Source organism: Rhodococcus erythropolis R138 (assembly GCF_000696675.2).
Classification (GTDB): domain Bacteria; phylum Actinomycetota; class Actinomycetes; order Mycobacteriales; family Mycobacteriaceae; genus Rhodococcus_F; species Rhodococcus_F erythropolis.
Genome location: NZ_CP007255.1, coordinates 1,885,156 through 1,911,934 on the forward strand (window position 1 = coordinate 1,885,156; position 26,779 = coordinate 1,911,934).

At 63.4% G+C, this 26,779-nt stretch carries 27 protein-coding genes; 19 read left to right on the plus strand and 8 right to left on the minus strand.

Features of this window, described 5'->3' with window-relative positions:
* The first annotated feature begins 25 nt into the window (after positions 1–25).
* Positions 26–949 carry an alpha/beta fold hydrolase gene (locus H351_RS08875; RefSeq protein WP_019745115.1) on the plus strand — a complete coding sequence of 308 codons (924 nt, stop codon included), beginning with the start codon at positions 26–28 and terminating at the stop codon, positions 947–949.
* Positions 946–1,377, plus strand: a complete 432-nt coding sequence (locus H351_RS08880) for a nuclear transport factor 2 family protein (RefSeq protein ID WP_019745114.1) — start codon at positions 946–948, stop codon at positions 1,375–1,377. The genes H351_RS08875 and H351_RS08880 overlap by 4 nt, the downstream gene beginning before the upstream one ends.
* 31 nt (positions 1,378–1,408) lie before the next feature.
* Here H351_RS08880 and H351_RS08885 read toward each other — a convergent pair whose 3' ends face one another.
* Positions 1,409–2,182, minus strand: a complete 774-nt coding sequence (locus H351_RS08885) for an SDR family oxidoreductase (RefSeq protein ID WP_020970633.1) — start codon at positions 2,180–2,182, stop codon at positions 1,409–1,411.
* 213 nt (positions 2,183–2,395) lie between these two features.
* On the opposite strand from H351_RS08885, the gene H351_RS08890 reads away from it, so the two are divergent.
* On the plus strand, positions 2,396–3,322 hold the full coding sequence (locus H351_RS08890; RefSeq protein ID WP_029256135.1) for a hypothetical protein: 927 nt from the start codon (positions 2,396–2,398) through the stop codon (positions 3,320–3,322).
* Here the strand turns inward: H351_RS08890 and H351_RS08895 are convergent.
* The gene (locus H351_RS08895; protein WP_024487295.1) at positions 3,310–3,921 is read right to left on the minus strand and encodes a phosphoribosylanthranilate isomerase; all 612 of its coding nucleotides are present in this window, start codon (positions 3,919–3,921) and stop codon (positions 3,310–3,312) included. The two genes, H351_RS08890 and H351_RS08895, sit on opposite strands and share 13 nt — an antisense overlap.
* A gap of 86 nt (positions 3,922–4,007) precedes the next feature.
* On the opposite strand from H351_RS08895, the gene H351_RS08900 reads away from it, so the two are divergent.
* The 3 genes from H351_RS08900 to H351_RS08910 all read left to right on the plus strand — a co-directional run bounded on the left by H351_RS08900 (position 4,008) and on the right by H351_RS08910 (position 7,353).
* Positions 4,008–5,309 carry an alpha/beta hydrolase gene (locus H351_RS08900; protein ID WP_029256134.1) on the plus strand — a complete coding sequence of 434 codons (1,302 nt, stop codon included), beginning with the start codon at positions 4,008–4,010 and terminating at the stop codon, positions 5,307–5,309.
* 91 nt (positions 5,310–5,400) lie between these two features.
* Positions 5,401–6,630 (plus strand): acyl-CoA dehydrogenase family protein, encoded by a 1,230-nt coding sequence (locus H351_RS08905; RefSeq protein ID WP_007733810.1) that lies wholly within the window; start codon positions 5,401–5,403, stop codon positions 6,628–6,630.
* Between the two features lie 126 nt (positions 6,631–6,756).
* Positions 6,757–7,353, plus strand: a complete 597-nt coding sequence (locus tag H351_RS08910; RefSeq protein ID WP_244891464.1) for a CatB-related O-acetyltransferase — start codon at positions 6,757–6,759, stop codon at positions 7,351–7,353.
* A gap of 12 nt (positions 7,354–7,365) precedes the next feature.
* On the opposite strand, the gene H351_RS32085 is transcribed toward H351_RS08910, so the two are convergent.
* Complete coding sequence (locus tag H351_RS32085) at positions 7,366–7,533, minus strand: hypothetical protein (RefSeq protein WP_158510640.1); 168 nt, start codon at positions 7,531–7,533, stop codon at positions 7,366–7,368.
* Positions 7,534–7,600: 67 nt separating this feature from the next.
* Here H351_RS32085 and H351_RS08915 point away from each other — a divergent pair, with 67 nt between their 5' ends.
* Both H351_RS08915 and H351_RS08920 read left to right on the plus strand, forming a co-directional pair.
* Entirely contained in the window at positions 7,601–7,954 is a 354-nt protein-coding gene (locus H351_RS08915) for a VOC family protein (RefSeq protein ID WP_020970627.1), read from the plus strand.
* 88 nt (positions 7,955–8,042) lie between these two features.
* On the plus strand, positions 8,043–9,335 hold the full coding sequence (locus tag H351_RS08920; RefSeq protein ID WP_029256132.1) for a M18 family aminopeptidase: 1,293 nt from the start codon (positions 8,043–8,045) through the stop codon (positions 9,333–9,335).
* An 11-nt stretch (positions 9,336–9,346) separates the two neighbouring features.
* Here H351_RS08920 and H351_RS08925 read toward each other — a convergent pair whose 3' ends face one another.
* On the minus strand, positions 9,347–10,324 hold the full coding sequence (locus tag H351_RS08925) for a Dyp-type peroxidase (RefSeq protein ID WP_029256131.1): 978 nt from the start codon (positions 10,322–10,324) through the stop codon (positions 9,347–9,349).
* Between the two features lie 250 nt (positions 10,325–10,574).
* On the opposite strand from H351_RS08925, the gene purL reads away from it, so the two are divergent.
* The 9 genes from purL to purM all read left to right on the plus strand — a co-directional run bounded on the left by purL (position 10,575) and on the right by purM (position 20,887).
* Positions 10,575–12,863 (plus strand): phosphoribosylformylglycinamidine synthase subunit PurL, encoded by a 2,289-nt coding sequence (gene purL, locus H351_RS08930; protein WP_019745104.1) that lies wholly within the window; start codon positions 10,575–10,577, stop codon positions 12,861–12,863.
* Between the two features lie 3 nt (positions 12,864–12,866).
* Entirely contained in the window at positions 12,867–14,651 is a 1,785-nt protein-coding gene (locus tag H351_RS08935; protein ID WP_029256130.1) for an alpha/beta hydrolase, read from the plus strand.
* Complete coding sequence (locus tag H351_RS08940; RefSeq protein WP_019745102.1) at positions 14,648–15,304, plus strand: CPBP family intramembrane glutamic endopeptidase; 657 nt, start codon at positions 14,648–14,650, stop codon at positions 15,302–15,304. The genes H351_RS08935 and H351_RS08940 overlap by 4 nt, the downstream gene beginning before the upstream one ends.
* Positions 15,304–15,693 (plus strand): sterol carrier family protein, encoded by a 390-nt coding sequence (locus H351_RS08945; RefSeq protein ID WP_003939745.1) that lies wholly within the window; start codon positions 15,304–15,306, stop codon positions 15,691–15,693. Before H351_RS08940 ends, H351_RS08945 begins: the two co-directional genes overlap by 1 nt.
* A gap of 126 nt (positions 15,694–15,819) precedes the next feature.
* Complete coding sequence (purF, locus tag H351_RS08950) at positions 15,820–17,397, plus strand: amidophosphoribosyltransferase (RefSeq protein WP_003940541.1); 1,578 nt, start codon at positions 15,820–15,822, stop codon at positions 17,395–17,397.
* Positions 17,398–17,550: 153 nt separating this feature from the next.
* Positions 17,551–18,159 carry an AIM24 family protein gene (locus tag H351_RS08955; protein WP_020970622.1) on the plus strand — a complete coding sequence of 203 codons (609 nt, stop codon included), beginning with the start codon at positions 17,551–17,553 and terminating at the stop codon, positions 18,157–18,159.
* A 3-nt stretch (positions 18,160–18,162) separates the two neighbouring features.
* Complete coding sequence (locus H351_RS08960; protein WP_003939918.1) at positions 18,163–18,840, plus strand: AIM24 family protein; 678 nt, start codon at positions 18,163–18,165, stop codon at positions 18,838–18,840.
* Positions 18,841–18,853: 13 nt separating this feature from the next.
* The gene (locus H351_RS08965; protein ID WP_019745100.1) at positions 18,854–19,600 is read left to right on the plus strand and encodes an AIM24 family protein; all 747 of its coding nucleotides are present in this window, start codon (positions 18,854–18,856) and stop codon (positions 19,598–19,600) included.
* Between the two features lie 207 nt (positions 19,601–19,807).
* On the plus strand, positions 19,808–20,887 hold the full coding sequence (purM, locus tag H351_RS08970) for a phosphoribosylformylglycinamidine cyclo-ligase (RefSeq protein ID WP_003940225.1): 1,080 nt from the start codon (positions 19,808–19,810) through the stop codon (positions 20,885–20,887).
* A gap of 150 nt (positions 20,888–21,037) precedes the next feature.
* Here purM and H351_RS31365 read toward each other — a convergent pair whose 3' ends face one another.
* The 4 genes from H351_RS31365 to ygfZ form a co-directional block, all read right to left on the minus strand.
* Complete coding sequence (locus H351_RS31365) at positions 21,038–21,241, minus strand: DUF3073 domain-containing protein (protein WP_003940337.1); 204 nt, start codon at positions 21,239–21,241, stop codon at positions 21,038–21,040.
* A 202-nt stretch (positions 21,242–21,443) separates the two neighbouring features.
* On the minus strand, positions 21,444–22,397 hold the full coding sequence (locus H351_RS08975) for an asparaginase (RefSeq protein ID WP_003940365.1): 954 nt from the start codon (positions 22,395–22,397) through the stop codon (positions 21,444–21,446).
* Positions 22,394–23,062 (minus strand): MOSC domain-containing protein, encoded by a 669-nt coding sequence (locus H351_RS08980; protein WP_037119802.1) that lies wholly within the window; start codon positions 23,060–23,062, stop codon positions 22,394–22,396. Before H351_RS08980 ends, H351_RS08975 begins: the two co-directional genes overlap by 4 nt.
* Positions 23,059–24,180 carry a CAF17-like 4Fe-4S cluster assembly/insertion protein YgfZ gene (ygfZ, locus tag H351_RS08985; RefSeq protein ID WP_029256128.1) on the minus strand — a complete coding sequence of 374 codons (1,122 nt, stop codon included), beginning with the start codon at positions 24,178–24,180 and terminating at the stop codon, positions 23,059–23,061. Before ygfZ ends, H351_RS08980 begins: the two co-directional genes overlap by 4 nt.
* A gap of 79 nt (positions 24,181–24,259) precedes the next feature.
* Between ygfZ and H351_RS08990 the strand changes: the two genes are divergently transcribed.
* Both H351_RS08990 and H351_RS08995 read left to right on the plus strand, forming a co-directional pair.
* A complete protein-coding gene (locus H351_RS08990; RefSeq protein ID WP_029256127.1) occupies positions 24,260–25,123 on the plus strand; it encodes an aminodeoxychorismate lyase in 864 nt (287 codons plus the stop codon).
* Between the two features lie 154 nt (positions 25,124–25,277).
* Complete coding sequence (locus H351_RS08995) at positions 25,278–26,777, plus strand: cytochrome ubiquinol oxidase subunit I (protein WP_029256126.1); 1,500 nt, start codon at positions 25,278–25,280, stop codon at positions 26,775–26,777.
* Positions 26,778–26,779 lie beyond the last annotated feature (2 nt).

Here is a 26,779-nt window from a genome sequence, read left to right on the forward strand (position 1 = left end):
ATTGACGACTATGTATGTTCGATCGATGAGCAATGTCGTCGAAGACGCGCCTGGTTGGTTCACTCGGGCGCTGGAAGCGCCGGTCGAGACGGGGTCGGTGGAGGTCGAGGGCGCTTCGGTGCACTTTCGGGCTTGGGGGTCGGCGGGGCCGGGAATTGTGCTGATCCACGGCGGCGCAGCCCACAGTCGCTGGTGGGATCACATCGCGCCGCAGTTCGCCGAGGGGCGGCGCGTCGTCGCTCTCGACTTGACGGGCCACGGAGACAGTGACACTCGCGATGCCTACGCGATATCCCAGTGGGCTCGCGAGGTGCTGGCGGCGGCCGAGGCCGGGGGAATCGACGGCAAGCCGATTCTGGTGGGGCACAGTATGGGTGGGATTGTTTCCTTCGTGGCCTCGCATCTGCACGGTGAACTGTTGGACGGCGTTGTCATCATCGATTCGCCACTCAAGGCGCGGACGCCCGAAGAGGAGGCAGCTCGACGCCAGAATGCGTTCGGCCCCAAGAAGGTTTACCCGACCAGGGAAGACGCGATGGGTCGATTCCGCTTCGTTCCGCCCCAGGATTCGGGACTGCCTGCGGTGCGTGACCATGTGGCAGCCACGTCCATGGAGGAAGTCGATGGCGGTTGGTCATGGAAATTCGATCCGAACTTCTTTCTCCGAGTTGGCGCCGAAGATGTTCTCGACAGTGAACCGCGTTGCCGCGTAGCCTATTTCCGAGCTGAGAACGGTATCGTGTCCGATCGACTCATGGAGCACATGCGCGGATTGTTCGGACCGGAGGCCATCGTGGCGGAGATTCCCGAAGCCGGCCATCACGTCATGATCGATCAGCCGTTGCAACTCGTGACCGGGGTGCGAACTGTGTTGAGTGCGTGGGCCGTCGCAAGTCAAGTGCCGGTAAATCAAGCGGCAGGTAACATCGAGGAAAGGGTAGAAGCATGAGCACGGAATTGACGCTCGAACCGAAAGTCGAAGCTGCACTGCAGTTGTGGCACACCATGATCGAAACCGGTGACCTGTCGGCACTGCCGACCATTGTCGCGCCCGACGCGCAGTTCCGATCGCCCACCGGATTCAAGCCGTACCAGTCCGCGGATGCCGTTGTGCTCATTCTCAATACGGTGATCCAGGTGTTCGAGAATTTCGAGTACCACCGTCAGTTCGCCGGAGCCAACGGTCGGCAGGTCGTTCTCGAATTCAGTGCGAACATCGGAGACAAGAGCCTCAAGGGAATCGACATGGTCGAATTCGACGAGGACGGCAAGATCGTCGATTTCGAGGTCATGGTGCGTCCGGCCAGCGGGCTCGCCGCATTGGCTGCCGAGATGGGCCGCAGGCTCGGGCAGACGCTACCGAACTACAAGGCCTGACCTGAGTCCGGCGCGGGCCGGGTCTGCCTGCTCAGCTGGTGCTGAATCCGCCGTTGGAGTGAAGGAGTTGTCCTGTTATCCAGCCTCCGGCGTCGGACATCAGAAATCGGACGAGGTCTGCAGTGTCGCCGGGTGTACCCAGCCGGCCGGCAGGGGTGTGGAGGGTTGTGGCCTGTTTGATCTCCGGTGTCATCCATCCTGTGTCGATCGGTCCTGGGTTGATGACGTTTGCCCTCACGCCGCGTGATCCAAGTTCGACTGCGGCGGCGATGACGATGCGGTCGAGAGCGCCCTTGCTGGCCCCGTACGGAAGATTGTGGGCCGCATGGTCGCTGGTGAGTGCGATGATCCGCCCGGTCACCTGACTGACGTCGCGCTGCTCCGGAAGGCGTTCAGCGAACGCTTTGATCAGCAGCCAAGAGGCGCGGGCGTTGACCGCGAAATGTCGTTCCCAGCTCTCGACGGTGGTATCGAGGATCGAGCTGTCGACGCTTTCGCAATGCGAGAGAACCAGCCCACGAAGGTCATTCCGCGATGCGGCAGCGTCAACGAGCTGTGCGGCCGCATCCGGCGAGGCCAGATCTCCGGGAACCAGGTCGACACGGCTCCCGAGTGCGCGACACTTCTCGGCAACGTCCTGCGGATCGTGCGCTCCGCGGACGAACCCGACGCGTTCGTCATAAGGCGCCCAGTAGCCGATGGTCAGATCCCAACCATCCTCGGCGAGACCCAATGCGAGGCTTGCTCCGATCGACTTGCTCCGGCCGACGCCGGTGATCAACACGGTCCCGCGCTTGTCAGACACTGCTCGCCTCCAGAGATGTCCTGCAATTCAAATGGGGTGAGGTCACTTCAGTTGGAAGCATCACTGTAGCGGGCGAGCTGTCGACTGTATCGAGCGAGCTGTCGCCGTAGGTGCCTCGACCTGACCAGTGTCTTGACACGGCGCTGGTCACAGCGTTTGACTGAGATGCAAGCTCGAGTTGATTCGCCGGACTGTGTCCCGGGAGGTTGACCTATGCGCGGCAATGGAATTGCAGGCAAGGCTTTCTCAGGCGAGGGCTGTAGACGTGGACAAGAATCTCACCGAGCAAGGTCTCATCGCGGGACGGTCTCGGTTCTGGCTTTGGTTGGGGTGTGCGTACTTTCGTTTGCCACCACTCAGATGGCCGGCGCGCAACCGGTTGCAGAGAATGTCGATACCGGGTTCGTGATCCCTTTTGCCGGGGCACCGGTCTACGAGAGCGTCGCGCCCACGCAGATGACTACTCCGGATCAACTCAACCAGCCGCTCGGTCAGCAGACTGCGGAAGAGATTGCCGCGCAGATCGGACTCGAGCCAGCCGACGCTTTGACCGAGGAGCAGTATCGCGACCTCATGGCCGGCGGTGGGGTCGGTGGCAATCTCGAGGATGCCGAGGTGATCGGCGAATGCGCCCGGATTCTCACCAATACGAACGGGCGGCCCCTCTATTCCGGCACTACGCCGTCGGTTCTGGCCAGTTACGGGTTGTACGTGAATCCCGACGGATTGCTGGAGAGTCCGGCTAACGCGGATGCGCCGACGCGACAGGTGAATACGCTGATCGCCCCTGGCGGTTTTGTGGGCACCTGGTTGCGCAACAACGGTGCGACGCACACTCTGATTGCGCTCTATCAGTCGGCATACACGGTGCAGGCAGTCTACGGATTTGCAGCGCAACAGATTTCGGGAGCAGCGCAGCTGGTGACCAACACCAAAGGCGATGTGAGTTCGGAAGTCGGCATGTCGATGGCGCCGCCGCTCTGGATAGTGAACTTCGCACTGCTCTACATCTTGAAGCCGTCACTGGCGGCGGCCATGCCTGCGCACTGGGCTCCCATTCCGCCTGCCGTTGCCGACGCCGTGAAGGCGAGTCCCACCGGTCAAGTCGCCTTCAGTGACTACGCGTCCTATTTCGAGTGATCGGTCTGCCGGACAGCGCTGACGAACTTCTCGATCAAAGCGTGGTCCTTGACGCCCCTCGACGATTCGACGCCGCTGGAGACATCGACGCCCCAGGCACCGGTGGCATCCAGCGCGTCGCGCACGTTCTCCGGGGACAGTCCGCCCGCCAGGATCCACTGGCCGTGCGGGCGTGATTGCTGTTGTGCCCAGTTCCACGGCACCCCGGATCCGGCGTCGGCGCCGTCGATCAGGAGCTCGTCCTCACCGAGGTCGAGGTTGTAACCGTCGCGGACGTTGCTGGAGACAACAGCGCGGATGACAGTGAGGCCGGCGTCGTGCAAGCGCTGCACTTGCTCGGCGTCGACCAGATCGTGAATCTGCACGGTACGAAGTCCGGTGATCTCGGCGATCTCGAGGACCTGATCGATCGGGTTGCCGAGAAATACTCCGATTGCCCGGATGTGTTCGGGGATTCGTGCAAGAAGATCGACTGCGAGTGCGGGGTCGACTTTGCGGACGCTCTCGGCGAAGACGAAACCGATGGCGTCGACGCCCAGGCCCACCGCGAGGTCGACCGTGTCAGCGTCCCGCAGCCCACAGACCTTGATGAATGTCACCTGATACACAGTACTAGCGTCGTCGCCGTACCAGCGTGGTCGTCTAGCCTCGTGCGTGCGACATTTCTACGTGCGAGAGGCTTGACGTGGACTGGCTCTACCGAATCAGTTTGATCTCGGGACCACTGCCGGTGATCCTGACTGTGCTCGGGGTCCTGGGTGGTGTGTGGCTGCTCGGTTCGAGCGTTCGCTGGTACTACCGCAGAGCGGTACCGATCGCGGGGCTGATCGCGCTGGTGATCATGATCGCCGTCTGGATCACCGTCGAAAAGGTGATCGTGCCGTTCCCGGATCCCATCGAGATGTCGATCTACGTGTGGATCGGAATCGGTATCTACGCGCTGCTACTTCTCGGGCCGCGAATCAAAGCGGGCGGAACCGTAGCCAAGGCGGCGCTGTCTGTGGTTGCGACTTTGCTGGTCATCGTCACCGCCGCGACGCAGATCAATCTGGTCTTTGCTGCCTACCCGACAGTGGGAATTGCCTTCGGACACGACGATTTCGACCGCATTTCACTCAGCGAAGTTCCCGGTCCGACGGATCCTGTTGTCACCGGCGATCCCACCGACACGGTGTGGAAAGCGCCGGAAGGCATGCCGATTCGCGGACGAGTCACGACTTTGCCTGTTCCCGGAACGATTTCGGGATTCTCCGCGCGCGATGCCCAGGTGTATCTGCCGCCGTCGTACTTCACCAATCCGCGTCCACTTCTTCCCGTGCTCGTGCTCATGGCCGGTCAGCCTGGCAAGCCCGAGGACTGGCTCCAGGGCGGAAAGCTGACCGCGACAATGGATGCTTTTGCCCGGGATCACGAGGGGTTGGCTCCGGTCGTCGTGATAGCCGACGGAACAGGTTCGCAGATGGCCAATCCGCTGTGCACCGACTCGTCGCAGGGCAAGGTCGGCACGTATCTGGCAAAGGACTTGCCCGCTGCGGTGGCGAATGCGTTCCAGATCGACACGAACCCGAGGGCGTGGGCCATCGGTGGACTCTCCTACGGCGGTACCTGCTCGCTGCAGATGGCGACCAACTACCCCGACGTGTATCCGACGTTCCTCGATCTCTCCGGTCAGTTGGAGCCCTCGCTCGGTGACCGACAGCGAACCGTCGACGAGATATTCGGCGGCGACGAGGCGGCATTCGTGAAGGTGAATCCGATGGACCTGCTGGCGACCCGGAAGTTCCCGAACTCGGGCGGAGTGTTTGTGGTCGGAACAGATGACAACGAGTTCAAGCCCGGCCAGCAAAAGGTGTACGAAGCGGCCAAAGCGGCCGGAATGGACGCCAGATATCTCGAGCTTCCCGGTGGTCACAGCTTTTCGGTGTGGTCGGCCGGCGTCGAGCAGGAGCTGACGTGGATCTCGCAGCGAATGGGACTGATCAGCTGAATCCTGTTCCGGTTTTGGAACGTGTTCTATATTCGGTGTGTGGCTGCCGTTCGGCAGTCTCTCGATCGTTCACCGACTGGAGTTCAGGCACATGTACGAGTGGTCCGACACCGACCTGATGTTCCGCGACGCCTTGCGGGGCTTTATCGACAAAGAGGTGCGGCCTCATGTCGACGAGCTCGAAAGTGGTGCGCTGCCGCCGTTCGACATCATTCGCAAGCTGTACTCGACCTTCGGTCTGGCCGACATGGCACGCGAGGGCCTCGAGAAGTCGCTCGCACGCGAGCGCGGCGATGCTCCGTCCGGTGACGGTGAGAAGTCGAGCGCCTTCAGTGGCGCAGGCAGCATGGGCGTTGTGCTCAACAGCGAATTGGCCGGCGTCAGCCTCGGCCTCGTTGCGTCGTTGGGCGTCAGCCTCGGATTGGCCGCTGGAACTATCCGCAGCCGCGGCACACTCGCGCAGAAGGAACGCTGGCTCCCCGGCTTGGTAACTTTCGAAACCGTCGGTGCATGGGCGATCACCGAACCGGACTCCGGCTCGGATGCTTTCGGCGGTATGAAGTCCTACGTACGCCGCGACGGTGACGACTACATCCTCAACGGCAACAAGACCTTCATCACCAACGGTCCGTACGCCGACGTGATGATCGTCTACGCAAAGCTCGACGAGGGGGACGCTTCGGTTGATCGTCGTGACCGCAAGGTGCTCGCCTTCATCCTCGACAAGGGCATGGAGGGGCTCACACAGAGCCCGCCGTTCAAGAAGATGGGAATGAACTCCTCGCCGACGGGTGAGCTGTTCTTCGACAACGTCCGCATCACCAAGGATCGTCTGCTCGGCGAAACCGAGGACAGCGGAAAGTCCGACGGAAAGTCCAGCGCCAAGGAGAGCTTTGCCGCCGAACGCATCGGCATCGCGTCGCTCTCACTGGGCATCATCAACGAATGCCACCGTCTGAGCATCGAATACGCGAAGTCCCGCAAACTGTGGGGACGTGAGATCGGGCAGTTCCAGCTCATCCAGCTCAAGCTCGCCGAGATGGAGGTCGCTCGAATCAACGTGCAGAACATGGTCTTCAACGCGATCGAGCGCACCGCGGCCGGAGACAAAGTGAGCCTGGCGGAGGCGTCGGCGATGAAGCTGTACTCGTCGCGCGCAGCGACCGAGGTCGCGATGGAAGCCGTACAGCTGTTCGGTGGAAACGGCTACATGGCCGAATACCGAGTCGAGCAGTTGGCGCGTGATGCCAAGTCGCTCATGATCTATGCGGGCAGCAACGAAATTCAGGTCACCCATATCGCCAAGGGCCTCCTGGGCTGACACCGGAACGTTTTCGCTGGTCGGTCGACCGCAGCAGGAAGCGGATAGTCTTGCTGCGGTCGGCGACACCGCGCCGGCGGATCGGAGTAAGCAGTGAACGCGCCAGATCCCACAAATGTTCATCCGATGGCCGGGCAACCACGAGTGGTGTTGCTGAAGCCGTTGATCGACAACCCGTTGATCGAGGTAGGGGAGTACACCTACTACGACGATCCGGAGTTCGCCGAAGAGTTCGAGACTCGAAACGTGTTGCATCACTACGGTCCCGACAAACTGGTGATCGGAAAGTTCTGCGCCCTGGCCACCGGTGTCACCTTCATCATGAACGGCGCGAACCATCGTATGAACGGTGTCTCCACTTACCCGTTCCCGATCATGGGCGGCGATTGGGCCCGGCACATGGATTTGGTGCAGGATTTGCCGTCGCGCGGTGACACCGTCGTGGGGAACGACGTGTGGTTCGGCGGGGACGTGACAGTCATGCCCGGTGTCCGGATCGGCCACGGGTCGATCGTGTCCACCGGCGCAGTCGTAACACGCGACGTCCCGGACTACGCAATTGTCGGCGGCAACCCGGCAACGGAGATCAAGCGCCGCTTCAGTGCTGAAGACATCGAGAAGTTGGTGCGAATTGCGTGGTGGGACTGGCCGATCGAGAAGATCACCCGCCACGTCCGAGTGATCTCGGACGGAAGTGTCGCGGAACTCGAAGCGGTCGAGTGATCTCCGCGCCCGCTAGTTCGTTCGTGTGAGCGAGTAGTTCCGGACATAAAGCAGGGCGGCCGCGAGAAGGCCGACGGCAAGACCTGTTGCGGTGAAGGTGATCAGGTTCGGCTCGAGGTCGAAGTGGATAACGGCGAAGAGTGGTTCTGCAACGCGGTTGCGAAGCGTAGTGAGTCGCATTCGAGGATCGTCTCATCTCAGCCCGAGATCGAGACTCTTTGTCGGTGGCTTGCATTAGCTTGTGCGCATGACTCTCACACTCGGCATGATCACTTTCGACAGTCTCGATCCCGGTCCGCTCGCAACGTGGTGGGCGGCGCAGTTGGGCGGAAACATCGTCGAGGAGAACGACGGTTGGTTCTACATCGTCGCGGTCCCTGACAGCGCCACCAACTTCGCATTCCAGAAGGTCCCGGACCCCACTGCCGGCAAGAATCGCATCCATCTCGATTTGGGGAGTCCGGATCTCGACGCCGAGGTGGCGCGGCTCGTCGAGGCCGGAGCAACCGAGCACCACCGGGAGAACATGGACGGTTTCCGTTGGGTGACGCTCCTCGATCCTGATGGGAACCAGTTCTGCGTGTCCGGTCCTCACGCCTGAGCTGACAGGTTCTGAGCTCACCCGATTCGCGCCCACTGATTTCGTGCCCACTGATTTCGCGGGCACCGATTCGGGCATGATGAGGGGCATGACTTCTCAGACTTCTCGGACCGGGGCCGACGCAGTCGGCCTGTGCAGCTTCGTCGATTCGTCACCGTCGCCGTTCCATGTGTGCGCGACGGTGGCGACCGAGCTGACGGCCGGTGGGTTCGTCGAAGTCCACGAAACGCAGTCGTGGCCCGCCGAGCCCGGACGGTACTTCCTCGTGCGCGGTGGTTCGCTGATTGCCTGGAGCACCGAGGGCGTGGAAAACGCCGCTCCGTTCCGGATCGTCGGAGGTCACACCGACAGCCCGAATCTGCGGGTCAAACAGCATCCCGACCTCACTTCGGCCGGGTGGCAGATGGTGGGCCTCGAACCGTATGGCGGTGCGTGGCTGAACTCCTGGCTCGACCGCGATCTCGGTATCTCCGGCCGATTGAGTGTCCGGGTGGGAAACACGGTGGAGCAGAAGCTGGTTCGCATCGACGACCCGATTCTGCGTGTTCCGCAGTTGGCTATCCACCTGTCCGAAGATCGCAAGGGCGTGACGCTGGATCCGCAGCGGCACCTCAACGGAATCTGGGGAGTGGGTTCGAAACCCAAGTCGTTCATCGGATTTGTCGCCGAGCGTGCGGGTGTAGCCGCGTCGTCGGTTCTCGGCTGGGAATTGATGACACACGATCTTGCGCCCAGCGCAGTCGTGGGGGTGGACAAGGAATTGGTCAGCGCCCCTCGGCTGGACAATCAGGGCACGTGTTATGCAGGGACACAAGCACTTCTGGCCGCAGTCGAGTCACCTGGTCAGCAGGTCCCGGTGCTCGCACTCTTCGATCATGAAGAGGTCGGCAGCATGTCCGACCGTGGAGCTTTCTCAGATCTGCTGAACACCGTGCTCGAACGGATCGTGTTGGGGCGCGGTGGTGGCCGCGAAGAATTCCTGCAGGCGATGGCGGGCTCGGTGTGTGCGTCGGGCGACATGGCTCACGCGACGCACCCCAACTACCCGGACCGCCATGAGCCCGCTCATCGGATCGAGATCAACGGTGGGCCTGTACTCAAGGTGAACCAGAACCTGCGATACGCCACCGATGCGGCCGGTGCAGGCGAATTCGCGCTCGCGTGCGATCAGGCGGGAGTGCCGATGCAGCGCTACGTCCACCGCGCCGATCTGCCGTGCGGCTCCACCATCGGACCCATCACGGCATCACGGACCGGACTGTCCACCGTCGACGTCGGCGCACCCCAGCTCGCGATGCACTCTGCCCGCGAGTTGATGGGCGCGGCAGACGTCCGCATGTATGCCGACGCGCTCGGTGCCTTCCTCACGCCTCGAAGTTAGAGGTCGCGTAGTCAAAGTGCTGAGAGCCCGGCGGGTGCGGCCGGGAGACCCTCGAAGAAGTCGGCGCTCGGTGTGAAGAACATCGAGCCCGTCACGGCCGTCGAGAAGTCGAGTAGTCGGTCGTAGTTGCCGCGGGGGTCGCCGAGAAACATGTTCTCCAGCATCCGTTCGGTGATCGCAGGCGTGCGGCAGTAGCCGATGAAAAAGGTGCCGATCTCGTCGTCACCGAGGCGCCCGTACGGCATGTTGGCACGCAGGATCTCGAGAGCCTTGCCGTTCTCGTCCTTGATTGCGTTGAGCGCGACGTGCGAGTTGGCCGGCTTCACGTCGGACGTCATCTCGATGTCCTCGAGCTTGCTGCGCCCGATCACACCCTCCTGCTCGTCGACGGTGATTGCTTCCCAATCGCGCATCTTGTGGATGTAGCGCTGGATATGGACGTAGCTGCCGCCGGTGAACGCAGGATCCTCGTCGCCGACCGTCACTGCAGCGACGGCGTCGCGGCCGACCGGATTCTCGGTGCCGTCGACGAAGCCGATGAGGTCGCGGTTCTCGAAGTACTGGAAGCCGTGAACCTCGTCGACCACCGTGGCCGCGCCGTGCAGTCGCTTCGTGATCTGCCGAGCCACCTCGAAACACGCGTCCATACTCATCGCGCGGATGTGGAAGAGCAGATCACCGGGAGTCGACGGCGCCGAGTGAACGTCACCCTGCAAAGCGGTGAACGGGTGCAGCAGCGCAGGGCGCTGACCGGCGAACAGTCGATCCCAGGCCAGCGAACCGATGCTCGTCACGACGTCCAAACCCGATCCAGGGACGCGCAGCCCCACAGCCCGCTGCAGGCCGGCGACATCGGCGAGCAGTTCTCGTGTGGTGTTCTCGCCACCCGGATTCACGGTCGCGACCAGGAAAATTGCAGCCGGAGTGAGGGGAGTGGTCACCGACTGGGACTGTGCCGTGAGGTCGGCTTGACGAACATCCTGGGGCATGCGAGACCTTTCGAGGGAAAGAATGAACCGGCCTGACCTTAAGAAAACCGACCGGATTACCCAAACCGGGGCGGGTGTGACGGGCGATACTTCGCAGGCCCGGAGGTGTTGCGGGTGCTGCCGTCTGCGGAAGTCGTCGGCCCACACCGATAGACTGTCCCCCGGCACGTTCTTTCGTTGGGCACATTCGTGGTGTCCCGCTCCGCGCCGGCTTGCCTCTTGACTCCCGTAGGGAAGGGACCACTCTCCAGTGTCTGCTCACCAGGTCGATACCGTCACGCACGCATCGGCTGATCCCGATGCCGCTCAGCCGTTCAAGGAGCTCGGTCTCAAGGACGACGAATACGCACGCATCAAGGAGATCCTGGGCCGCCGTCCCACGGACGCCGAACTGGCGATGTACTCGGTGATGTGGAGCGAGCACTGCTCGTACAAGTCCTCGAAGGTCCACCTCGGATACTTCGGCAAGACCACCACCGACGAGATGCGCGCCAACATGCTGGCCGGTATCGGCGAGAACGCCGGCGTCGTCGACATCGGTGACGGCTGGGCGGTCACGTTCAAGGTCGAGAGCCACAACCACCCCTCGTACGTCGAGCCCTACCAGGGTGCGGCAACCGGTGTCGGCGGCATCGTCCGCGACATCATGGCCATGGGTGCTCGTCCGATCGCCGTCATGGATCAGCTTCGGTTCGGCGCTGCTGACGCCCCCGATACCCGTCGCGTCGTCGACGGTGTCGTGCGTGGTGTCGGTGGATACGGAAACTCCCTCGGCCTCCCCAACATCGGCGGCGAGACGGTCTTCGACGAGTCCTACGCAGGCAACCCGCTGGTCAACGCACTGGCAGCCGGCGTCATGCGCGTCGAGGATCTGCATCTGGCCTTCGCTTCGGGTGCAGGCAACAAGATCATCCTGTTCGGCGCACGCACCGGTCTCGACGGCATCGGCGGCGTCTCGGTCCTCGCGTCGGCGACGTTCGACGACGAGGGTGGAGACACCGGCGGACGTAAAAAGCTCCCTGCGGTTCAGGTTGGCGACCCCTTCACCGAGAAGGTGCTCATCGAGTGCTGTCTCGACCTCTACAAGGCCGGCCTCGTTGTCGGTATCCAGGACCTCGGCGGCGCCGGACTGTCCTGCGCCACCTCCGAGTTGGCTGCGGCCGGCGACGGCGGCATGCACATCAACCTCGAGAAGGTTCCGATGCGCGCCACCGGCATGACCCCCGCCGAGGTGCTCTCGAGCGAATCGCAGGAGCGCATGTGCGCCGTGGTCACGCCCGAGAACGTCGATGCGTTCATGGAGGTCTGCAAGAAGTGGGACGTCCTGGCCACCGACATCGGCGAGGTCACCGACGGTGAGCACCTCACCATCTCCTGGCACGGCGAGACCGTCGTCGATGTTCCCCCGCGCACCGTCGCTCACGAAGGCCCGGTCTACAACCGTCCCGTCGAGCGCCCGGCAAGCCAGGACGCGTTGATCGCGAACACGACCGCCGGACTGAAGCGTCCCGAAACCGACGCCGAGCTCGAAGCGACCCTGCTGAAGATGATCGCCTCGCCTGCCCTGTGCAGCCGCAAGTGGATCACCGAGCAGTACGACCGCTACGTCCGCGGTAACACCGTCCTGGCCGAGAACGCCGACGGCGGTGTCATCCGCATCGACGAGAAGACCGGACGCGGAATCGCCCTGTCCACCGACGCTTCGGGCCGCTACACCGCGCTCGATCCGTACACCGGTGCGCAGCTCGCATTGGCCGAGGCTTTCCGCAACGTGGCAGTCACGGGCGCAACGCCCAAGGCCGTCTCCAACTGCCTGAACTTCGGTTCGCCCGAGGACCCGGGTGTCATGTGGCAGTTCCAGCAGGCTGTTCGCGGCCTCGCCGACGGTTGCGCCACCCTCGGCATCCCCGTCACCGGCGGCAACGTCAGCTTCTACAACCAGACCGGATCCACGGCCATCCTGCCGACGCCGGTGGTCGCCGTCCTCGGTGTGATCGACGACGTTCACCGCCGTATCCCGACGGGCCTCGGACTCGAGCCTGGCGAGACGCTGATCCTGCTCGGCGACACCCACGACGAGTTCGACGGTTCCATCTGGTCGCAGGTCGAGCACGGTCACCTCGGTGGCGTGCCGCCGAAGGTCGACCTCGCCCGTGAGCAGCTGCTTGCGGACATCCTGCTCGCTTCCTCGCGTGACGGACTGGTCACCGCAGCTCACGACCTCTCCGAGGGTGGACTGGCCCAGGCTGTCGTCGAAGCCGCGCTGGCCGGCGAAACCGGTTGCCGCATCCTGATTCCCGAGGGCGCAGATCCGTTCGTGACCCTGTTCTCGGAATCGTCCGGACGCGTCCTGGTTGCGGTTCCTCGCACCGAGGAGACCCGCTTCACCGGTATGTGCACCGCTCGCGGCTTGCCGTGGACGCGTATCGGGGTCGTCGACGAGGGCAGCGACTCCGTCGAGGTCCAGGGACACTTCTCCGTCACGATGGCTAAGCTCCGTGAGGCCTTCGAGGGAACGCTGCCCGCACTGTTCGGGTGATAGATGGTCGATTCCGGAGAACTGACTTCGTCTGACAGCCAGCCGCAGGAACACCACCTGCGGCTGGCTGTTCCCGCATCTCTCGAGAAGTTCGACAACCGCTTCACCGAGTGGGCGTGGGGGCTCCTCAAACTCGACTTCACCGGCATCGCGTTTGCCGCGTTCTTCTTCTGCTGGTCTCTGACGCCGTCGTTGCTGCCGCGCGATTGGCTCTTCCAGGGTCTGATCGGCGGCATCAACTCGGCCATCGGCTACGGCGTCGGCACCGCGATCGGTTGGGCTGTGGAGCGATACCTGCTCAGCGGTCGACGGTGGTGGCCCCTGCCCGAGCCGGTGCCTTCCGCGATCAAGGTCTTCGTACCGGTCGCATCCATCGTCGCGGCGATCATCATGTTGGTCTACGCCGCCGGGTGGCAACGCGAAATTGCGGCGCTGACCGACGCCGAAGGCACGACCACCTCCGGCTACATCCGAACCCTCGGATTGAGCCTCTTCATCGGCGGCCTGCTCATCTCGATCTGGCGGGTCCTCCACGATCTGGTGAAACTGATTGCCCGACAGCTGATGCGGCGGTTCCACTGGTCGCGGTCTGTGGCCAATGGTGTCGGCGTCCTGGTTGTCAACGTCCTGTTCTTCATGTTGGTCGACGGCGTCCTCGTCCGCGGAATCTATGCCGCGACCAACTCGATCTTCAGTCTGCAGAACTCGACCACTCGCGACGGCGTCGTCGAACCGCAGGATCCGATGAAATCGGGCAGCCCCGAATCTGCTGCTCCCTGGGACACATTGGGGTTCGAGGGGCGCAACTTCGTCTCGCGTGGACTGGACGCCCAGGAACTCGAAGCGGCAACCGGTAACCCTGCGATGGATCCGATTCGCGTGTATGCCGGACTCGAAAGCGCCGAAGATCCCGAAGAGCGTATGGATCTGGTCATCAAGGAACTGGAGCGAACCGGCGCCTTCCAACGCAAGGTCCTCGTGGTCATTCCGACGACAGGTACAGGGTGGGTCAATCCCACTGCGGCACAGGCAATCGAGCTTGTACACGGCGGCGACACTGCTCTTGTCGCCAGCCAGTACTCGTACTTGCCGAGTTGGATCTCGTTCCTCGCAGACCAGGAGAAGGCGCAAGCTGCCGGTCGCCTTTTGATCGAGCGGGTACACGAAAGATGGCTTCAGGAACCGGAAGCCACCAGACCGAAGTTCATGGTCTACGGCGAGAGCCTCGGCGTCATGGCCGGCGCGGGGGCATTCGACACACTGCAAGCGGCGCGCGATACCGCCGACGGAATTCTGTGGGTAGGTCCACCGAACGCGACGCAGTTGTGGCGTTCGATCGAGAAGAGGCGCGATCCCGGCACTCCCGAAGTGGCGCCCGTGTACGCGGACGGTCTGGCCGGAGTCCGGTTCGCGGATCGCTCCGAAGACATTCCGACCGACGGTATGACGTGGCCGCAGCCGCGAGTTCTGTTTGTCCAGCATCCTTCCGATCCGGTGGTGTGGTGGTCACCCGACCTCATGTTCAACCGGCCCGAGTGGCTCAAGGAAGTACCGGGATTCGACCGCTCACCGTCGATGAAATGGTTCCCGGTCGTGACGTTCTGGCAGGTGTCCGCAGACCTCGGTAACGCCGCGGGAGTTCCGGACGGTCACGGTCACAATTACGGAACCTCCGTTCTGGACGCCTGGATCAGCGTCGCCCAGCCCGAGGGATGGACGGCCGCAGAAACCGAGCGGGTGCGGTCGGCGTTGGTTGTCGCCGTGAAATCCGAGGGCCCCGAGAAGTGAGGGGAGTCGCCTCGATCGCGCTCTCCGCCGCCGCGATCACCTGGAGCAACGTCGTGCTTCCGGCATTCGGTCTTTCGCCTCGCGCTCGCGCCGTGGTCAACACCGCAGCCGGTCTGTCGGCCATCGGAGTCTTACTCGCGCGTGGTTACACCCGCGAGGAACTCGGATTGGCGCACACCGGAATTCGTGGTGGTGCCCAGTTCGGCGGAGCCGCGGCCGGGGCGGTCCTCACCGGCTACAGCGCCGCTCTGGTTGTCCCGTCCTTGCGTGCGACACTCGCTGCCGACGAGCGAGCAGACGGCCGTGAGGACTTCCTCGAATGGATCATCTTGCACATCCCCTTCGGCACGGTGCTTTCCGAGGAACTGCTGTTCCGTAGCGCGATGTCCGCAGTCTGGAATCGTGAGCTGAACCGTCCCACCGCGCAGGCTGTTCATGCACTGACTTTCGGGTTGTGGCACGTCGCCCCCGCCCGCGGCGCCGGCGACAACGTTCCCGCTGCAGTGGCATTCACCGGCGCGTCGGCACTGCTGTTCGAGTGGCTGCATCGCAGGGGTGGCAGCGTCCTCGCACCGGCATTGCTGCACCTCGCGACCAATGCCGGTGGCGCACTTGCCGTTCGTATCGCTACTCGCAGACAGGGAGTGAACTGATGCCGCCCCGCCGCGCCGTCGACCCCGCCGAATTCCGTGCCGCAGTCCTGGCTGTCGGCCCGTGGCTTCGCGATCCGGAACTTCCGAAGCCTTCTCGCGCCGAACTCGGCGCCGCAGTGAAGATGAGTGCGCGCACTCTCGAACAGATCGCCCCCGGATCGAGCGTCGAGGTGCGGGTGCCGCCGTTTGTCGCCGTGCAATGCATCGAAGGTCCACGTCATACGCGCGGAACCCCGCCCAACGTCGTCGAGACGGACGCTCGCACGTGGTTGCAGATGGTCACCGGATTGCTCGAGTTCTCCGAGGCCGCAGGTGACGGACGAGTCGACGCATCAGGTAGCCGCGCCCCCGAAATTGCGCACTGGCTCCCACTGCTCCGGTTGGCGTAGTGACAGAGACCATCCGGTTCGCTTCGGCGTGATCTGAGGCCCAAGGCTGCCCTCAGGGGAAGTGTGTCCCAAAATGGCCGTAGACTGTGGATGCCCCCCAACCCCTGCCCACAAAGGGAGCGCCCGGTGACTCGTGCCGATCTGTCGGTCAACAGTCCAAATCTCCTCGCTTCGAACCCGTCCGACGAGGACGAGAACGAGCCCCGCGAAGAATGCGGTGTATTCGGCGTCTGGGCGCCGGGAGAGGATGTGGCGAAGCTCACTTATTACGGCCTGTACGCACTTCAGCACCGTGGTCAAGAAGCTGCCGGCATTGCGGTAGCCGACGGCTCCCAGGTGTTGGTGTTCAAGGATCTCGGCCTGGTCAGCCAGGTATTCGACGAGCAGACTCTCGCAGCGATGCCAGGACATGTCGCCGTCGGACATTGCCGTTACTCCACCACCGGTTCCACGACGTGGGAGAACGCGCAGCCCATCTTCCGTACGACCACTGCCGGTACCGGCATCGCGCTCGGCCACAACGGCAACCTGGTCAACACCGCTGAACTCGCGAGCCGCACCCGTGCAGCCGGCCTGGTCAACGACAAGCGCCCCAATGCCGCGACTTCCGACTCCGACCTCATCGGTGGTCTCCTGGCACACGCTGCCGGCGACAGCACCATCGAACAGGCCGCGATGGAATTGCTTCCCACGTTGGAGGGCGCGTTCTGCCTCACCTTCATGGACGAGCACACGCTGTACGCAGCGCGCGATCCGCACGGCATCCGCCCGCTCTGCCTCGGTCGACTCGACCGCGGTTGGGTAGTCGCCAGCGAGACCGCAGCCCTCGACATCGTCGGCGCGTCGTTCGTTCGCGACATCGAACCCGGTGAGCTTCTCGCGATCGACGCAGACGGCGTCCGCTCCTCGCGTTTCGCGAACCCGACTCCCAAGGGTTGTGTCTTCGAGTACGTCTACCTCGCGCGTCCCGACAGCGTCATCGGTGGCCGTTCGGTCCACTCGACCCGCGTCGAGATCGGCCGTCTGCTCGCCAGCGAGCACCCCGCCGAAGGCGATCTGGTCATCCCCGTTCCCGAGTCCGGCACCCCCGCCGCCGTCGGGTATGCCCAGGGTTCGGGCATTCCTTACGGCCAGGGTTTGATGAAGAACGCCTACGTCGGCCGTACCTTCATCCAGCCGTCGCAGACGATCCGTCAGCTCGGTATCAGGCTCAAGCTCAACCCGCTCAAGGAAGTCATCCGCGGCAAGCGGCTTGTGGTGGTGGACGATTCGATCGTCCGCGGTAACACTCAGCGTGCGCTCATCCGGATGCTCCGCGAAGCCGGAGCCCTCGAAATTCACGTCCGTATCGCCTCGCCGCCGGTCAAGTGGCCCTGCTTCTACGGCATCGACTTCGCCTCACCGGCCGAATTGATCGCCAACGGAGCAGGCGGACAGGATGCGACGTTCGAGGAAATGCTCGACGGTGTGCGTCGTTCCATCGGAGCGGACACGCTCGGATACATCTCCACCGAAGGCATGATCGCCGCGACCGAGCAGCCAGCCAGCCGTCTGTGCGCCGCATGCTTCGACGGGACCTACCCGATCGCGCTTCCCAAGGAAACGTCGATCGGCAAGAACGTCCTCGAGGGGATGCTCGAGAGCACCGCAGGTTCGACGGCCACTCGCGACAACGACAACGCGAGCGCGCTCAGCCGCCCCTGAACACCGAAAGCTGCAAAGCGCCGAAAATCGATAGCCGAGAATCTGCCGTCCACAACATGTGGGCGGCAGATTTTCTGTTCCACGACTTGCCGTTCGACGACACGGCATACGTCGTGAGCATCTGGCATAGTGCCCTCCGTGGCGCAACTGAGAATGGATGGGCACCGGGTACTGGTCGCAGACCTGGTGGGGGACACCATCAAAGCGATCAACGGTTCGATGGTGGCGTACGAGGGTGCGATCACCTTCAAGAACGCCGGTATGGGCGGTGGCGGAGGGTTACGTGCCGCGCTGAAACAGAAGGCGGCAGGTGAATCACTGTCCCTGATGGAAGTCAGCGGACAAGGCACCGTCTACTTCGCGGTCGACGCCCAGGACATCACGATCATCGAACTCGACAACGACGCTCTGCACGTGGAAGCGTCACAGTTGCTCGCACTGGTCGGACAGCTGCGAACCGATGTGAAATTTGCCGGCCTCCGCGGCGCAGGTTCCGGACAGGGCTTGTTCACGACGGTCGTCAGCGGCACCGGTCTGGTGGCCGTGCTGTCGAAGGGCGGACCGATCATCGCGCTCGAAGTCAGCCCGCAGTATCCGCTGGTTGCCGATCCCGACGCATTCGTCGCTCACCGCGGCCAGCTCAACCAGAGCTTCGTCACCGACGTCACCTGGCGCTCCGCGATCGGCGGTGGCAGCGGTGAAGCGTTCTCGCTGCGATTCGACGGATCCGGAGTCGTCTACATCCAGCCCGAGGAGCGCTGAACCATGCCGTTGGAATTGGTGAACAGCAAGGTCGTCAAGTCGACCCTCGCGCCTGGCCAGAACGTGCTCGCCCGCACCGGGTCGATGCTCTACTACACCGGTGACGTCCGCTTCATCCCGCACAGCATGGGCGGTGGGCCAGGCGCCATGCCGAACATGGGCGGTATCGCCGGGATGGCCGGCCGCATGATGTCCGGCGAGCATGCACGCATGATGGCGGCCGAAGGTAACGGTGAGGTCTTCTACGGGCACGCCGGCTTGTACGTCGAGGTCATCCACCTCGACGGTTCGTCCATGCTCACCGTCGAAGCCGACCGACTCCTCGCACACGACGGTTACCTCCAGAGTTCGATAGTCGCTCTCACGTCGCAGGGCGGTGTGCGCGGAGCGGTACGCGGAGCCATGACCGGTCAAGGACTGTTCACGACGCAGTTGCACGGACAGGGAAGCGTCGCGGTTCTCTCGCACGGGGGCGCGATTCCGTTGCAGGTCGGTCCGAACAATCCTCAGGTCGTCGTCGACCCGCAGGCATACGTGTGCCACATCGGTCAGATCAACGTCGACATCTCCGCGAACGTCGGCTGGCGCGAGGCCGTCGGCAAGGGCTCGGGGGAGTCCATCCAGCTGAAGATGACCGGCGCCGGCACCGTCTGGGTCCAGGCGTCCGAGCAGAAGTTCTGAGAGGGCAACGAGCATGGGTATCGAAATTCACAATCCGGCAACTCTGCCCGCCAACGACAACGTCCCGGGCAACGACTACGCCTTCTGCGTCGAGATGGCCGGACAACCGTGGTTCACGTCCAAGGGCGCGATGATCGCGTACTACGGAAACATCAACTTCGAGCCGCTCGGGCGCACGAGTATGACGGCGATCGTCGCGGCCAGGTTCTCTTCGCCGCTCTACGCGGACGACTGGGTGCTCGCCCAGGGGCAGGGCAAGTTGATCCTCGGCGACCGCGGATTCAACATCAATTCCTACGACCTCGACGACGGCAACCTCACGATTCGCGCGGCCAATCTCCTCGCCTTCGAGACGAGCCTGGACCTCAAACAGTCCATCGTCCCAGGCTTTTTGACGCTGCTGGGAACGGGCAAGTTCCTGGCGTCGTCCAACGGCCCGGTCATGTTCGCGGAGCCGCCGCTGCGCATCGACCCGCAGGCGTTGGTGGGTTGGGCCGACTGCCCGTCGCCGTCCCATCACTTCGATGCGGACTGGATGCAGAGCTTCCTGGGCGCGGTTCGGGGAAGCATGTTCGGCGCGAATACCGGTGAAGAACGCCAGTTCGATTTCACCGGAGCCGGCACGGTGCTGATCCAGTCGAGCGAGAAGGTCGTCCACGACGGGCACCTCCTCAAACACATCGAATCCGAGACCGTTGCACTCGGGCAGAACAGTCTGCGAGCGCTGCACTCCTCGATCGGTGCGCGGCTGCAGAACTGACGTCTCGGGGTACGCGAGGTCTCACCGAGGGGGCCGGTCCGGTAGCGTATGGGCGTAATCGTCGGTATTTGTGTGCGCGCTCTGGGTCTCGAGTCGAACGATCCATCTCGCGTCACGAGGATTGCAAACACTTCACATTGCAAGACCACTTACCTGTGCACGAGCAATACGTGCTCGCGAGAAATACAAGGCTGGAGTAGTAACCCGATGACCGAGGACAGTCACCGCACCGCAGGCGCCTCCTACGCGGCAGCAGGAGTCGATATCGCCGCAGGCGACCGGGCGGTGGAACTCTTCGCCCCTCTGGCCAAGAAGGCCAGCCGCCCCGAGGTCATGGGTGGCCTCGGTGGTTTCGCCGGCTTGTTCTCCCTCAAGGGTGACTACAAGGAGCCGCTGCTCGCCGCATCGACCGACGGCGTCGGAACCAAGCTCGCTGTCGCGCAGGCGATGGACAAGCACGACACGGTCGGACTCGACCTCGTCGCCATGGTTGTCGACGACCTCGTCGTCTGTGGCGCCGAGCCGCTGTTCCTTCAGGACTACATCGCTGTCGGCCGGGTCATCCCCGAGCGCGTCGCGGAATTGGTCAGCGGCATCGCCGAGGGCTGCATCCAGGCCGGTTGCGCTCTCCTCGGTGGCGAGACCGCCGAGCACCCCGGCATCATGGCTGACGGTGACTACGACCTCTCCGCCACCGGCGTCGGTGTCGTGGAGGCCGAGAAGCTGCTCGGACCGGACCGCGTTCGCCCCGGCGACGTCGTCATCGCCATGGGCTCGTCGGGACTGCACTCCAACGGTTACTCCCTGGCCCGCAAGGTCCTGCTCGAGATCGACCGCATGAACCTGAGCGCACACGTCGACGAGTTCGGCCGCACGCTCGGTGAGGAACTGCTCGAGCCCACGAAGATCTACGCCAAGGACTGCCTGGCACTCGCTGCCGAGACCGACGTGCGCACGTTCTGCCACGTCACGGGTGGTGGCCTTGCCAACAACCTCGCGCGCGTCATGCCCAAGGGCTTGGTCGCCGAACTCGATCGCGGAACCTGGAGCCCCGCTCCGGTGTTCGCGATGATCGCGCAGCGCGGACGCGTCGAGCGCGCCGAGATGGAGCAGACCTTCAACATGGGTGTCGGCATGGTTGCCGTCGTGGCGCCCGAGGACGTCGACCGCGCACTTGCCGTCCTGACTGCACGCCACATCGACTGCTGGACGCTCGGTAGCGTCAAGAAGGCGTCGGACGCCGCTGCAGAGCGTGCGTTCCTGGCCGGAGACCACCCGCGCTTCTAGACCGCAACGTCAGCTGCCCCATCGGAGAGATCCGGTGGGGCAGTTTTGTGTGTACGTACAAGCAGGCGCGAGGCAGAAAATGGAACGCAAAAATGAGGAAGAGCGATCAGCTCTTCCTCATTTCACAGTCTGCGCGGTGGCAGTGCGCGGTCAACGCCGCCAGTCGTCGTAGTCGTCCTCTCGCGCATGCCCTTCCCTATCGGAAGTCTGGTCCGATCGGACACTGCTCCGATGCGAGTTGGTCGATCCACCTGCGAGCTCTCTTTGCAGGCTGTCGAAATCCGTGGTCGGTACGCTGTACTTCAATTCGCGTGCAACCTTGGTCTGCTTTGCCTTAGCCCGGCCGCGGCCCATGGCTGACCCCCTCGCGCTTTCGCGGGGCGGCCTGGGGAATTTGGCGGCCCCGTTTGAGTGTGTAAGTTTCCTGACACACACTCTAGCGTGGAAAAGTCGCTTCCGCTTCCACGAACGCCTCACCGCCGTGTCTGATTGCTCTCACTATGGCCGCGAGCTGCCAGGATGCTGAAAGAACTCGTCAGAACTTTGTGAGAACTGCTCAGAAGTTTCCGGGAATTGCGCGAATCGTCCCCACTCGGGCGTCCCCGCCAAAGACCGGAGCGGATGCGAGAGCCGCCAATTCCTCGGTCCACTCGGTGTTCATTCGCTTGAGCAGAGCTGCCGCCAATGGCAGGAGCGCCCGCTCGTGGCCGTCGTCGATCTTGAGGGCGAAAGCGGAACCGTCTGGAAGCGCTCCGGCGTAGATGCCGTCGTATCCGGTCTTGGAGAACAGACCCGGCACGGCGGACATCAGGCGCTGATCGTTGCGGCCCGTGCCCGAGACGAGGAAGGGGTTTTCGCGGACCGCGTCGGCCACAGCCCGTTCGGGGGAGTCCGGCTCAGCCGAGGGCAGGCGTCCGAATGCCCGAGCCAGGTTCGTGAGCGAAAGCGGGACGATCGGGAGACCACAACCGTCGATGCCGAGTTCCTGCTCTTCCTCGCCGCTGAGATCGAAGATCGTCTCCTGGATCGCGAGTTGGAGGGGATGGGTCGGCTCCATGTACGTCTCGAGCGGCCAGTCGTTCACGACGCACGTCGCGAGCATCGCGGAGTGCTTGCCCGAGCAGGTCATGTAGATCGGACTGGGAAGTTCGCCCGCTGCGATCAGTTCGGCTCGGGCCAGTTCGTTGCCCGGCAGATCGGAGGGGCACTGCAACTGGTCGACACCGAGTTGGTAGCGAGCGAGAAGCGCGGCGACCAATTCGATGTGATCGGCCTCGCCCGCATGTGAGGACGACGCGACGGCCAACTCTTCCGGACTGGTGGGTGCAAAGCCGTTACGAAGCGCAGCGACGGCTTGCAGCGGCTTGTTCGCCGAGCGCGGGTAGATGGGTGTGTGAATCTCCCCGAGTCCGACAACGACCTCGCCGTCGGCGCCGAGAATGACGGCCGATCCGCGATGCACGCATTCGCGGAATCCGGAGCGGACCACTTCCACCAATTCGATACTCACGAGTGCACCTGCGCTTCTGCTTGTTCGACGAACCTCTGGACGCGCGCGGCGACGTTCGGTGCAAGATCGGTGTGTTCTGCGAGGAGCCGTCGGAGTCTCTCGGGGTCGGTTCCGGCGAAGACCTCTCGAACAGTCACGCCGTGATCCGGTACGTGGACTCGGGTGACCGAGTCGCCCGCGGCGATCGTGCCGGTCCGGTTGACGCGAAGGTATGCGCCGACGTCGGTCCGCTCGGTGAATCTTTTGACCCAGCCCTTTTCCGCGGCCCAGATGCCGAAGGTGCCGCACGGGACGCGGGGAGCGGTTACCTCGAGTTCGAGAACGTCCGACGCCTCGGCTCCGGTGGTGTGCCAACGCTCGCCGATCACGGCGTCCGTGACGAGCATTCCGCTGATGTGGAGGTTCTCGCCGAACCACCCCGGGGCGAGCGGTCGGCCCAACTCGTCCGACCATCGCTGCGCTTCGTCGCGCTGATACGCGTAGACAGCTTGGAAGGCGCCGCCGTGGAATTCGGTGTCGCAGACGTAGTCGCCACCCAGGCCGAGTCGGCCGACCGCTACGCGGCCGTCGACGGGACGCTTGTCGATCGCGGTTCGGGGGACTCGCCTGACGCCACTGTCACGTTCGGTGTGGACGACGCAGACCGCGTCGACCATGCCCGTCACTTTCCGCGCAATCGGTTGACAGCCTCACGTCCGGCCTGGGGTGCGTCGTCCGCGACGATCGAATCCGGATCGATGGACGCAGCGCTGGGGCCGGCCATCAGTTCGGTGTCGACCGGAATGTTGCGCTTGATCAGAGCGAGCGCGATCGGGCCGAGTTCGTGATGATTGACGACGGTCCCGACACGTCCGACTGCTCGTCCGCCCGCCGTGATCGGGTCACCCGGTTCCGGGACCGCTTCGGCGCTGCCGTCGAGGTGCAACATGACGAGATGGCGCGGGGGCTTGCCGAGATTGTGAACCCGGGCGACGGTTTCCTGACCGCGGTAGCAGCCCTTGTCGAGGTGGACGGCGCCGTGTTCGGCCGGCCCGCCGATCCAGTGGACCTCGTGCGGGATCGTCCGCTCGTCGGTGTCCAGTCCGAGGCGAGGCCTCCTCGCTTCGACGCGGAGCGCCTCGAAGGCCCAACTTCCGGCGGGCTTGGCACCGGCATCGGTCAGCTTGGTCCACCACGCCGCCAGTTGCTCACGTGGGACGAGCAGATCGAAAGAGTCCTCGGTGGGCCACGGCATGCGGCGGACGAACCCGCCGTCGGCCAGCGCGAGAGCGTCGTAGGCATCGGCTGGTGTCTGCACGCCGATCGCGGAGAGGACAGCCGGGGATTCGGGACCGACCAGGCTCAATACCGCCAGCTCGTTGCCGTCCCGAGGCTCGGCCTTGGACCAGAACACCATCTTCTTCAAGAAGGAGAGGAGGTCGGGTCCGCGGTCGGCTTCGGTGTCGATCCAGGTGACACCGGCCAGGTCCGTCTGCACGAAGTGGTGCTCGACGCGTCCGTTGACATCCAGGCTCAGGTTCTCGGCACTCTTGCCGTCGGGGAGCGCGGCGATGTGCTGGCTCGAAATCGTGTGCAGCCACGTGAGGCGTTCGTCGCCGGGAATGGCGATCACGAATCTGTGACTGCGGTCGACCACCACTGCTGCGCGCTGCGCGGTTCGCTGTTCACCGAGGGGATCGCCGTAGTGCCATGCGACACCGATGTCGGCCGAACCGTCCGGTGCGGTGACCGCGCCGGGGGAAGTCAGAAGTGGGCTGTTGGGCACAAGAGCGTTGTCGACCACAAGACCAGTCTAGGAGTGTGGGCGGGATCGCGGTTACAGGGCGGCCCCGGCGGCTTGGCGGATCGTTAGGGTTGATGGCATGCCTGATCGCGTATTGGTGACTCTCGACCATGAGGTGCTCGATGCTGACGCACCGTTTCTGCACGCCGACGACCTGGCGGTGGTGCGCGGCGACGGAGTCTTCGAGACGCTGTTGGTACGCGACGGTAGGGCGCGGGTGGTCGAGGGACATCTGAGTCGACTGGTTCTGAGCGCGCGGGCACTGGGTCTGCCCGCCCCCGTTCTCGATGACTGGCGTCTGGCGATCGAGATTGCAGCCGAGGAGTGGGGGACAGAGAAGGAAGGCGCTCTTCGTCTTGTTCTGACCCGCGGCCGTGAGAGCGGCGACAAGCCGACAGCCTTCGTGATGGTCGGTCCGGTGGCCGATCGGGTCAGACAGGTCCGCGAATCGGGGCTGTCGGTGATGACTCTCGAGCGAGGTTTCTCGGTCGATCTCTCTGCCCGGGCACCCTGGCAGCTACTGGGCGCGAAGACGTTGTCCTACGCAACCAACATGGCAGCGCTCCGATATGCGGCGAATTTGGGTGCCGACGATGTGATCTTCGTCAGTTCCGAGGGCAATGTGTTGGAGGGGCCACGCTCGACGGTGGTGATCGTTCGGGACAGGACTTTGATCACACCGCCTCCCGCGCAGGGCATTTTGATGGGTACGACGCAGCGTGCCCTCTTCGACGTTGCCGGCAGTGCTCGCTTCGATTGCCGATACGAAACCCTCCGACCTGCGGATTTGATTGCGGCCGACGGAGTGTGGATGGTTTCGAGCGTCACGCTGGCCGCACGCGTCAATACACTCGACGGGCTCGCATTGCCAGAGCCGAAGGTCTCCGAGGAATTCGCGGAATTGGTTGAACGTGCAATTGATTCGGATTCAGCAGGGCGATAGGCGAATAGGAATCGCGACAGGTCTCTACTACATTTGGTAGTAGCAAAGTCCTGCGGTCCAAACCGGACAGCAGTACCGTGTCCGCAGGGGCCGAGCGACTGCCCGCGTCTCGAACCCCGAAGCCTGTCCCAGGGCCCTACTCTCGGAGTAGCCAATGGATACTTTGGACGTCTCCAGGTGGCAGTTCGGTATCACTACCGTCTACCACTTCATCCTTGTTCCGCTGACCATCGGACTTGCACCGATGATCGCGATCATGCAGACGATGTGGGTGGTCACCAAAAAGGACCACTGGTATCGGCTCACCAAGTTTTTCGGCAAGCTTTTCCTCATCAACTTCGCACTCGGTGTAGCCACCGGCATCGTGCAGGAGTTCCAGTTCGGCATGAACTGGAGCGAGTACTCGCGATTCGTCGGTGACGTCTTCGGAGCTCCACTCGCGTTGGAAGGCCTGGTCGCATTCTTCATGGAGTCCGTCTTCATCGGACTCTGGATCTTCGGTTGGGGCAGGCTGCCCAAACTTGTACACCTGGCGTGCATTTGGCTCGTGGCGATCGGCGTCAACGCGTCGGCGTTCTTCATCATCGCGGCCAACTCGTTCATGCAGCATCCGGTCGGTGCGACGTACAACCCTGAAACGGGTCGTGCCGAACTCACCAGCATCTGGGAGTTGTTGACCAACAACACCGCTCTTGCTGCCTTCCCGCACGCGGTTGCCGGCGCCTTCCTGACGGCGGCGACGTTTGTTGCCGGCATCAGTGGTTGGTGGATGGTGCGGAACATGCGCCGCGCCAAGCAGGCTGAGGCCGCCGAAGCCGAGCGTCTCGAAACCGACGCACGAACGATGTACCGTCCGGCAACACGATTCGCCTTGCTCGTCATGATCGTGGCCGGAATCGGCATCATCTACACCGGTGACGTCCAAGGCAAGCTCATGTTCCAGCAGCAGCCGATGAAGATGGCGTCGGCAGAGTCGCTGTGCGAGACCGAGATGGATCCCGATTTCTCACTCCTGACCATCGGAACTCACAACAACTGCGACAGCGTGACTCACGTAATAAAGGTGCCATACGCTCTGTCGTGGTTGGCCGAGGGCAAGTTCACCGGCGTCGAACTGCAAGGCGTGAACCAACTGCAGGAGCAGGCGGAGCAGGACTTCGGACCGGGCAACTACCGACCGAATCTCTTTGTCACGTACTGGTCTTTCCGCGCCATGATCGGCCTCGCCGCCGGTTCGGCAGCACTGGCTCTCGCGGGACTGTGGGTCACACGTAAGGGGCGGGTCCCGGACCAGAAGTGGTTCGGAATCCTCAGTCTCGTCGCGATTCCCACTCCGTTCATGGCGAACAGCGCGGGCTGGATCTTCACCGAGATGGGCCGTCAGCCCTGGGTGGTGCATCCCAATCCGACCGGCGTCGACATGATCAGACTGACTGTCGACCAAGGTGTTTCGGACCACGCGTCGGCTACCGTCTGGGCTTCGCTGATCACCTTCACCCTCCTGTACGGAGCGCTGGGTGTCGTCTGGTTCAAGCTGATCGTGCGGTACGCGAAGGAAGGTCCGTTGGAGCACGACATGCATCCACCGGGCGATACGGATCATGACGAGCCGGAAGATCCGGACAAGCCCAAACAACTGTCGTTCGCGTACTAGGA

Excerpts from the sequence above, each read along its gene's own strand:
- H351_RS08965 (WP_019745100.1), top strand. The coding sequence starts at position 18,854 with ATGGGTATCGAAATTCACAATCCGGCAACTCTGCCCGCCAACGACAAC.
- H351_RS08880 (WP_019745114.1), top strand. The coding sequence starts at position 946 with ATGAGCACGGAATTGACGCTCGAACCGAAAGTCGAAGCTGCACTGCAG.
- H351_RS08960 (WP_003939918.1), top strand. The coding sequence starts at position 18,163 with ATGCCGTTGGAATTGGTGAACAGCAAGGTCGTCAAGTCGACCCTCGCG.
- H351_RS08955 (WP_020970622.1), top strand. The coding sequence starts at position 17,551 with ATGGATGGGCACCGGGTACTGGTCGCAGACCTGGTGGGGGACACCATC.
- H351_RS08920 (WP_029256132.1), top strand. The coding sequence starts at position 8,043 with ATGACTTCTCAGACTTCTCGGACCGGGGCCGACGCAGTCGGCCTGTGC.
- H351_RS08995 (WP_029256126.1), top strand. The coding sequence starts at position 25,278 with ATGGATACTTTGGACGTCTCCAGGTGGCAGTTCGGTATCACTACCGTC.
- H351_RS08935 (WP_029256130.1), top strand. The coding sequence starts at position 12,867 with ATGGTCGATTCCGGAGAACTGACTTCGTCTGACAGCCAGCCGCAGGAA.
- H351_RS31365 (WP_003940337.1), bottom strand. The coding sequence starts at position 21,241 with ATGGGCCGCGGCCGGGCTAAGGCAAAGCAGACCAAGGTTGCACGCGAA.
- H351_RS08905 (WP_007733810.1), top strand. The coding sequence starts at position 5,401 with ATGTACGAGTGGTCCGACACCGACCTGATGTTCCGCGACGCCTTGCGG.
- H351_RS08990 (WP_029256127.1), top strand. The coding sequence starts at position 24,260 with ATGCCTGATCGCGTATTGGTGACTCTCGACCATGAGGTGCTCGATGCT.
- H351_RS08945 (WP_003939745.1), top strand. The coding sequence starts at position 15,304 with ATGCCGCCCCGCCGCGCCGTCGACCCCGCCGAATTCCGTGCCGCAGTC.
- purM (WP_003940225.1), top strand. The coding sequence starts at position 19,808 with ATGACCGAGGACAGTCACCGCACCGCAGGCGCCTCCTACGCGGCAGCA.
- H351_RS08910 (WP_244891464.1), top strand. The coding sequence starts at position 6,757 with ATGGCCGGGCAACCACGAGTGGTGTTGCTGAAGCCGTTGATCGACAAC.
- H351_RS08925 (WP_029256131.1), bottom strand. The coding sequence starts at position 10,324 with ATGCCCCAGGATGTTCGTCAAGCCGACCTCACGGCACAGTCCCAGTCG.
- H351_RS08875 (WP_019745115.1), top strand. The coding sequence starts at position 26 with ATGAGCAATGTCGTCGAAGACGCGCCTGGTTGGTTCACTCGGGCGCTG.
- H351_RS32085 (WP_158510640.1), bottom strand. The coding sequence starts at position 7,533 with ATGCGACTCACTACGCTTCGCAACCGCGTTGCAGAACCACTCTTCGCC.
- H351_RS08915 (WP_020970627.1), top strand. The coding sequence starts at position 7,601 with ATGACTCTCACACTCGGCATGATCACTTTCGACAGTCTCGATCCCGGT.
- H351_RS08890 (WP_029256135.1), top strand. The coding sequence starts at position 2,396 with ATGCGCGGCAATGGAATTGCAGGCAAGGCTTTCTCAGGCGAGGGCTGT.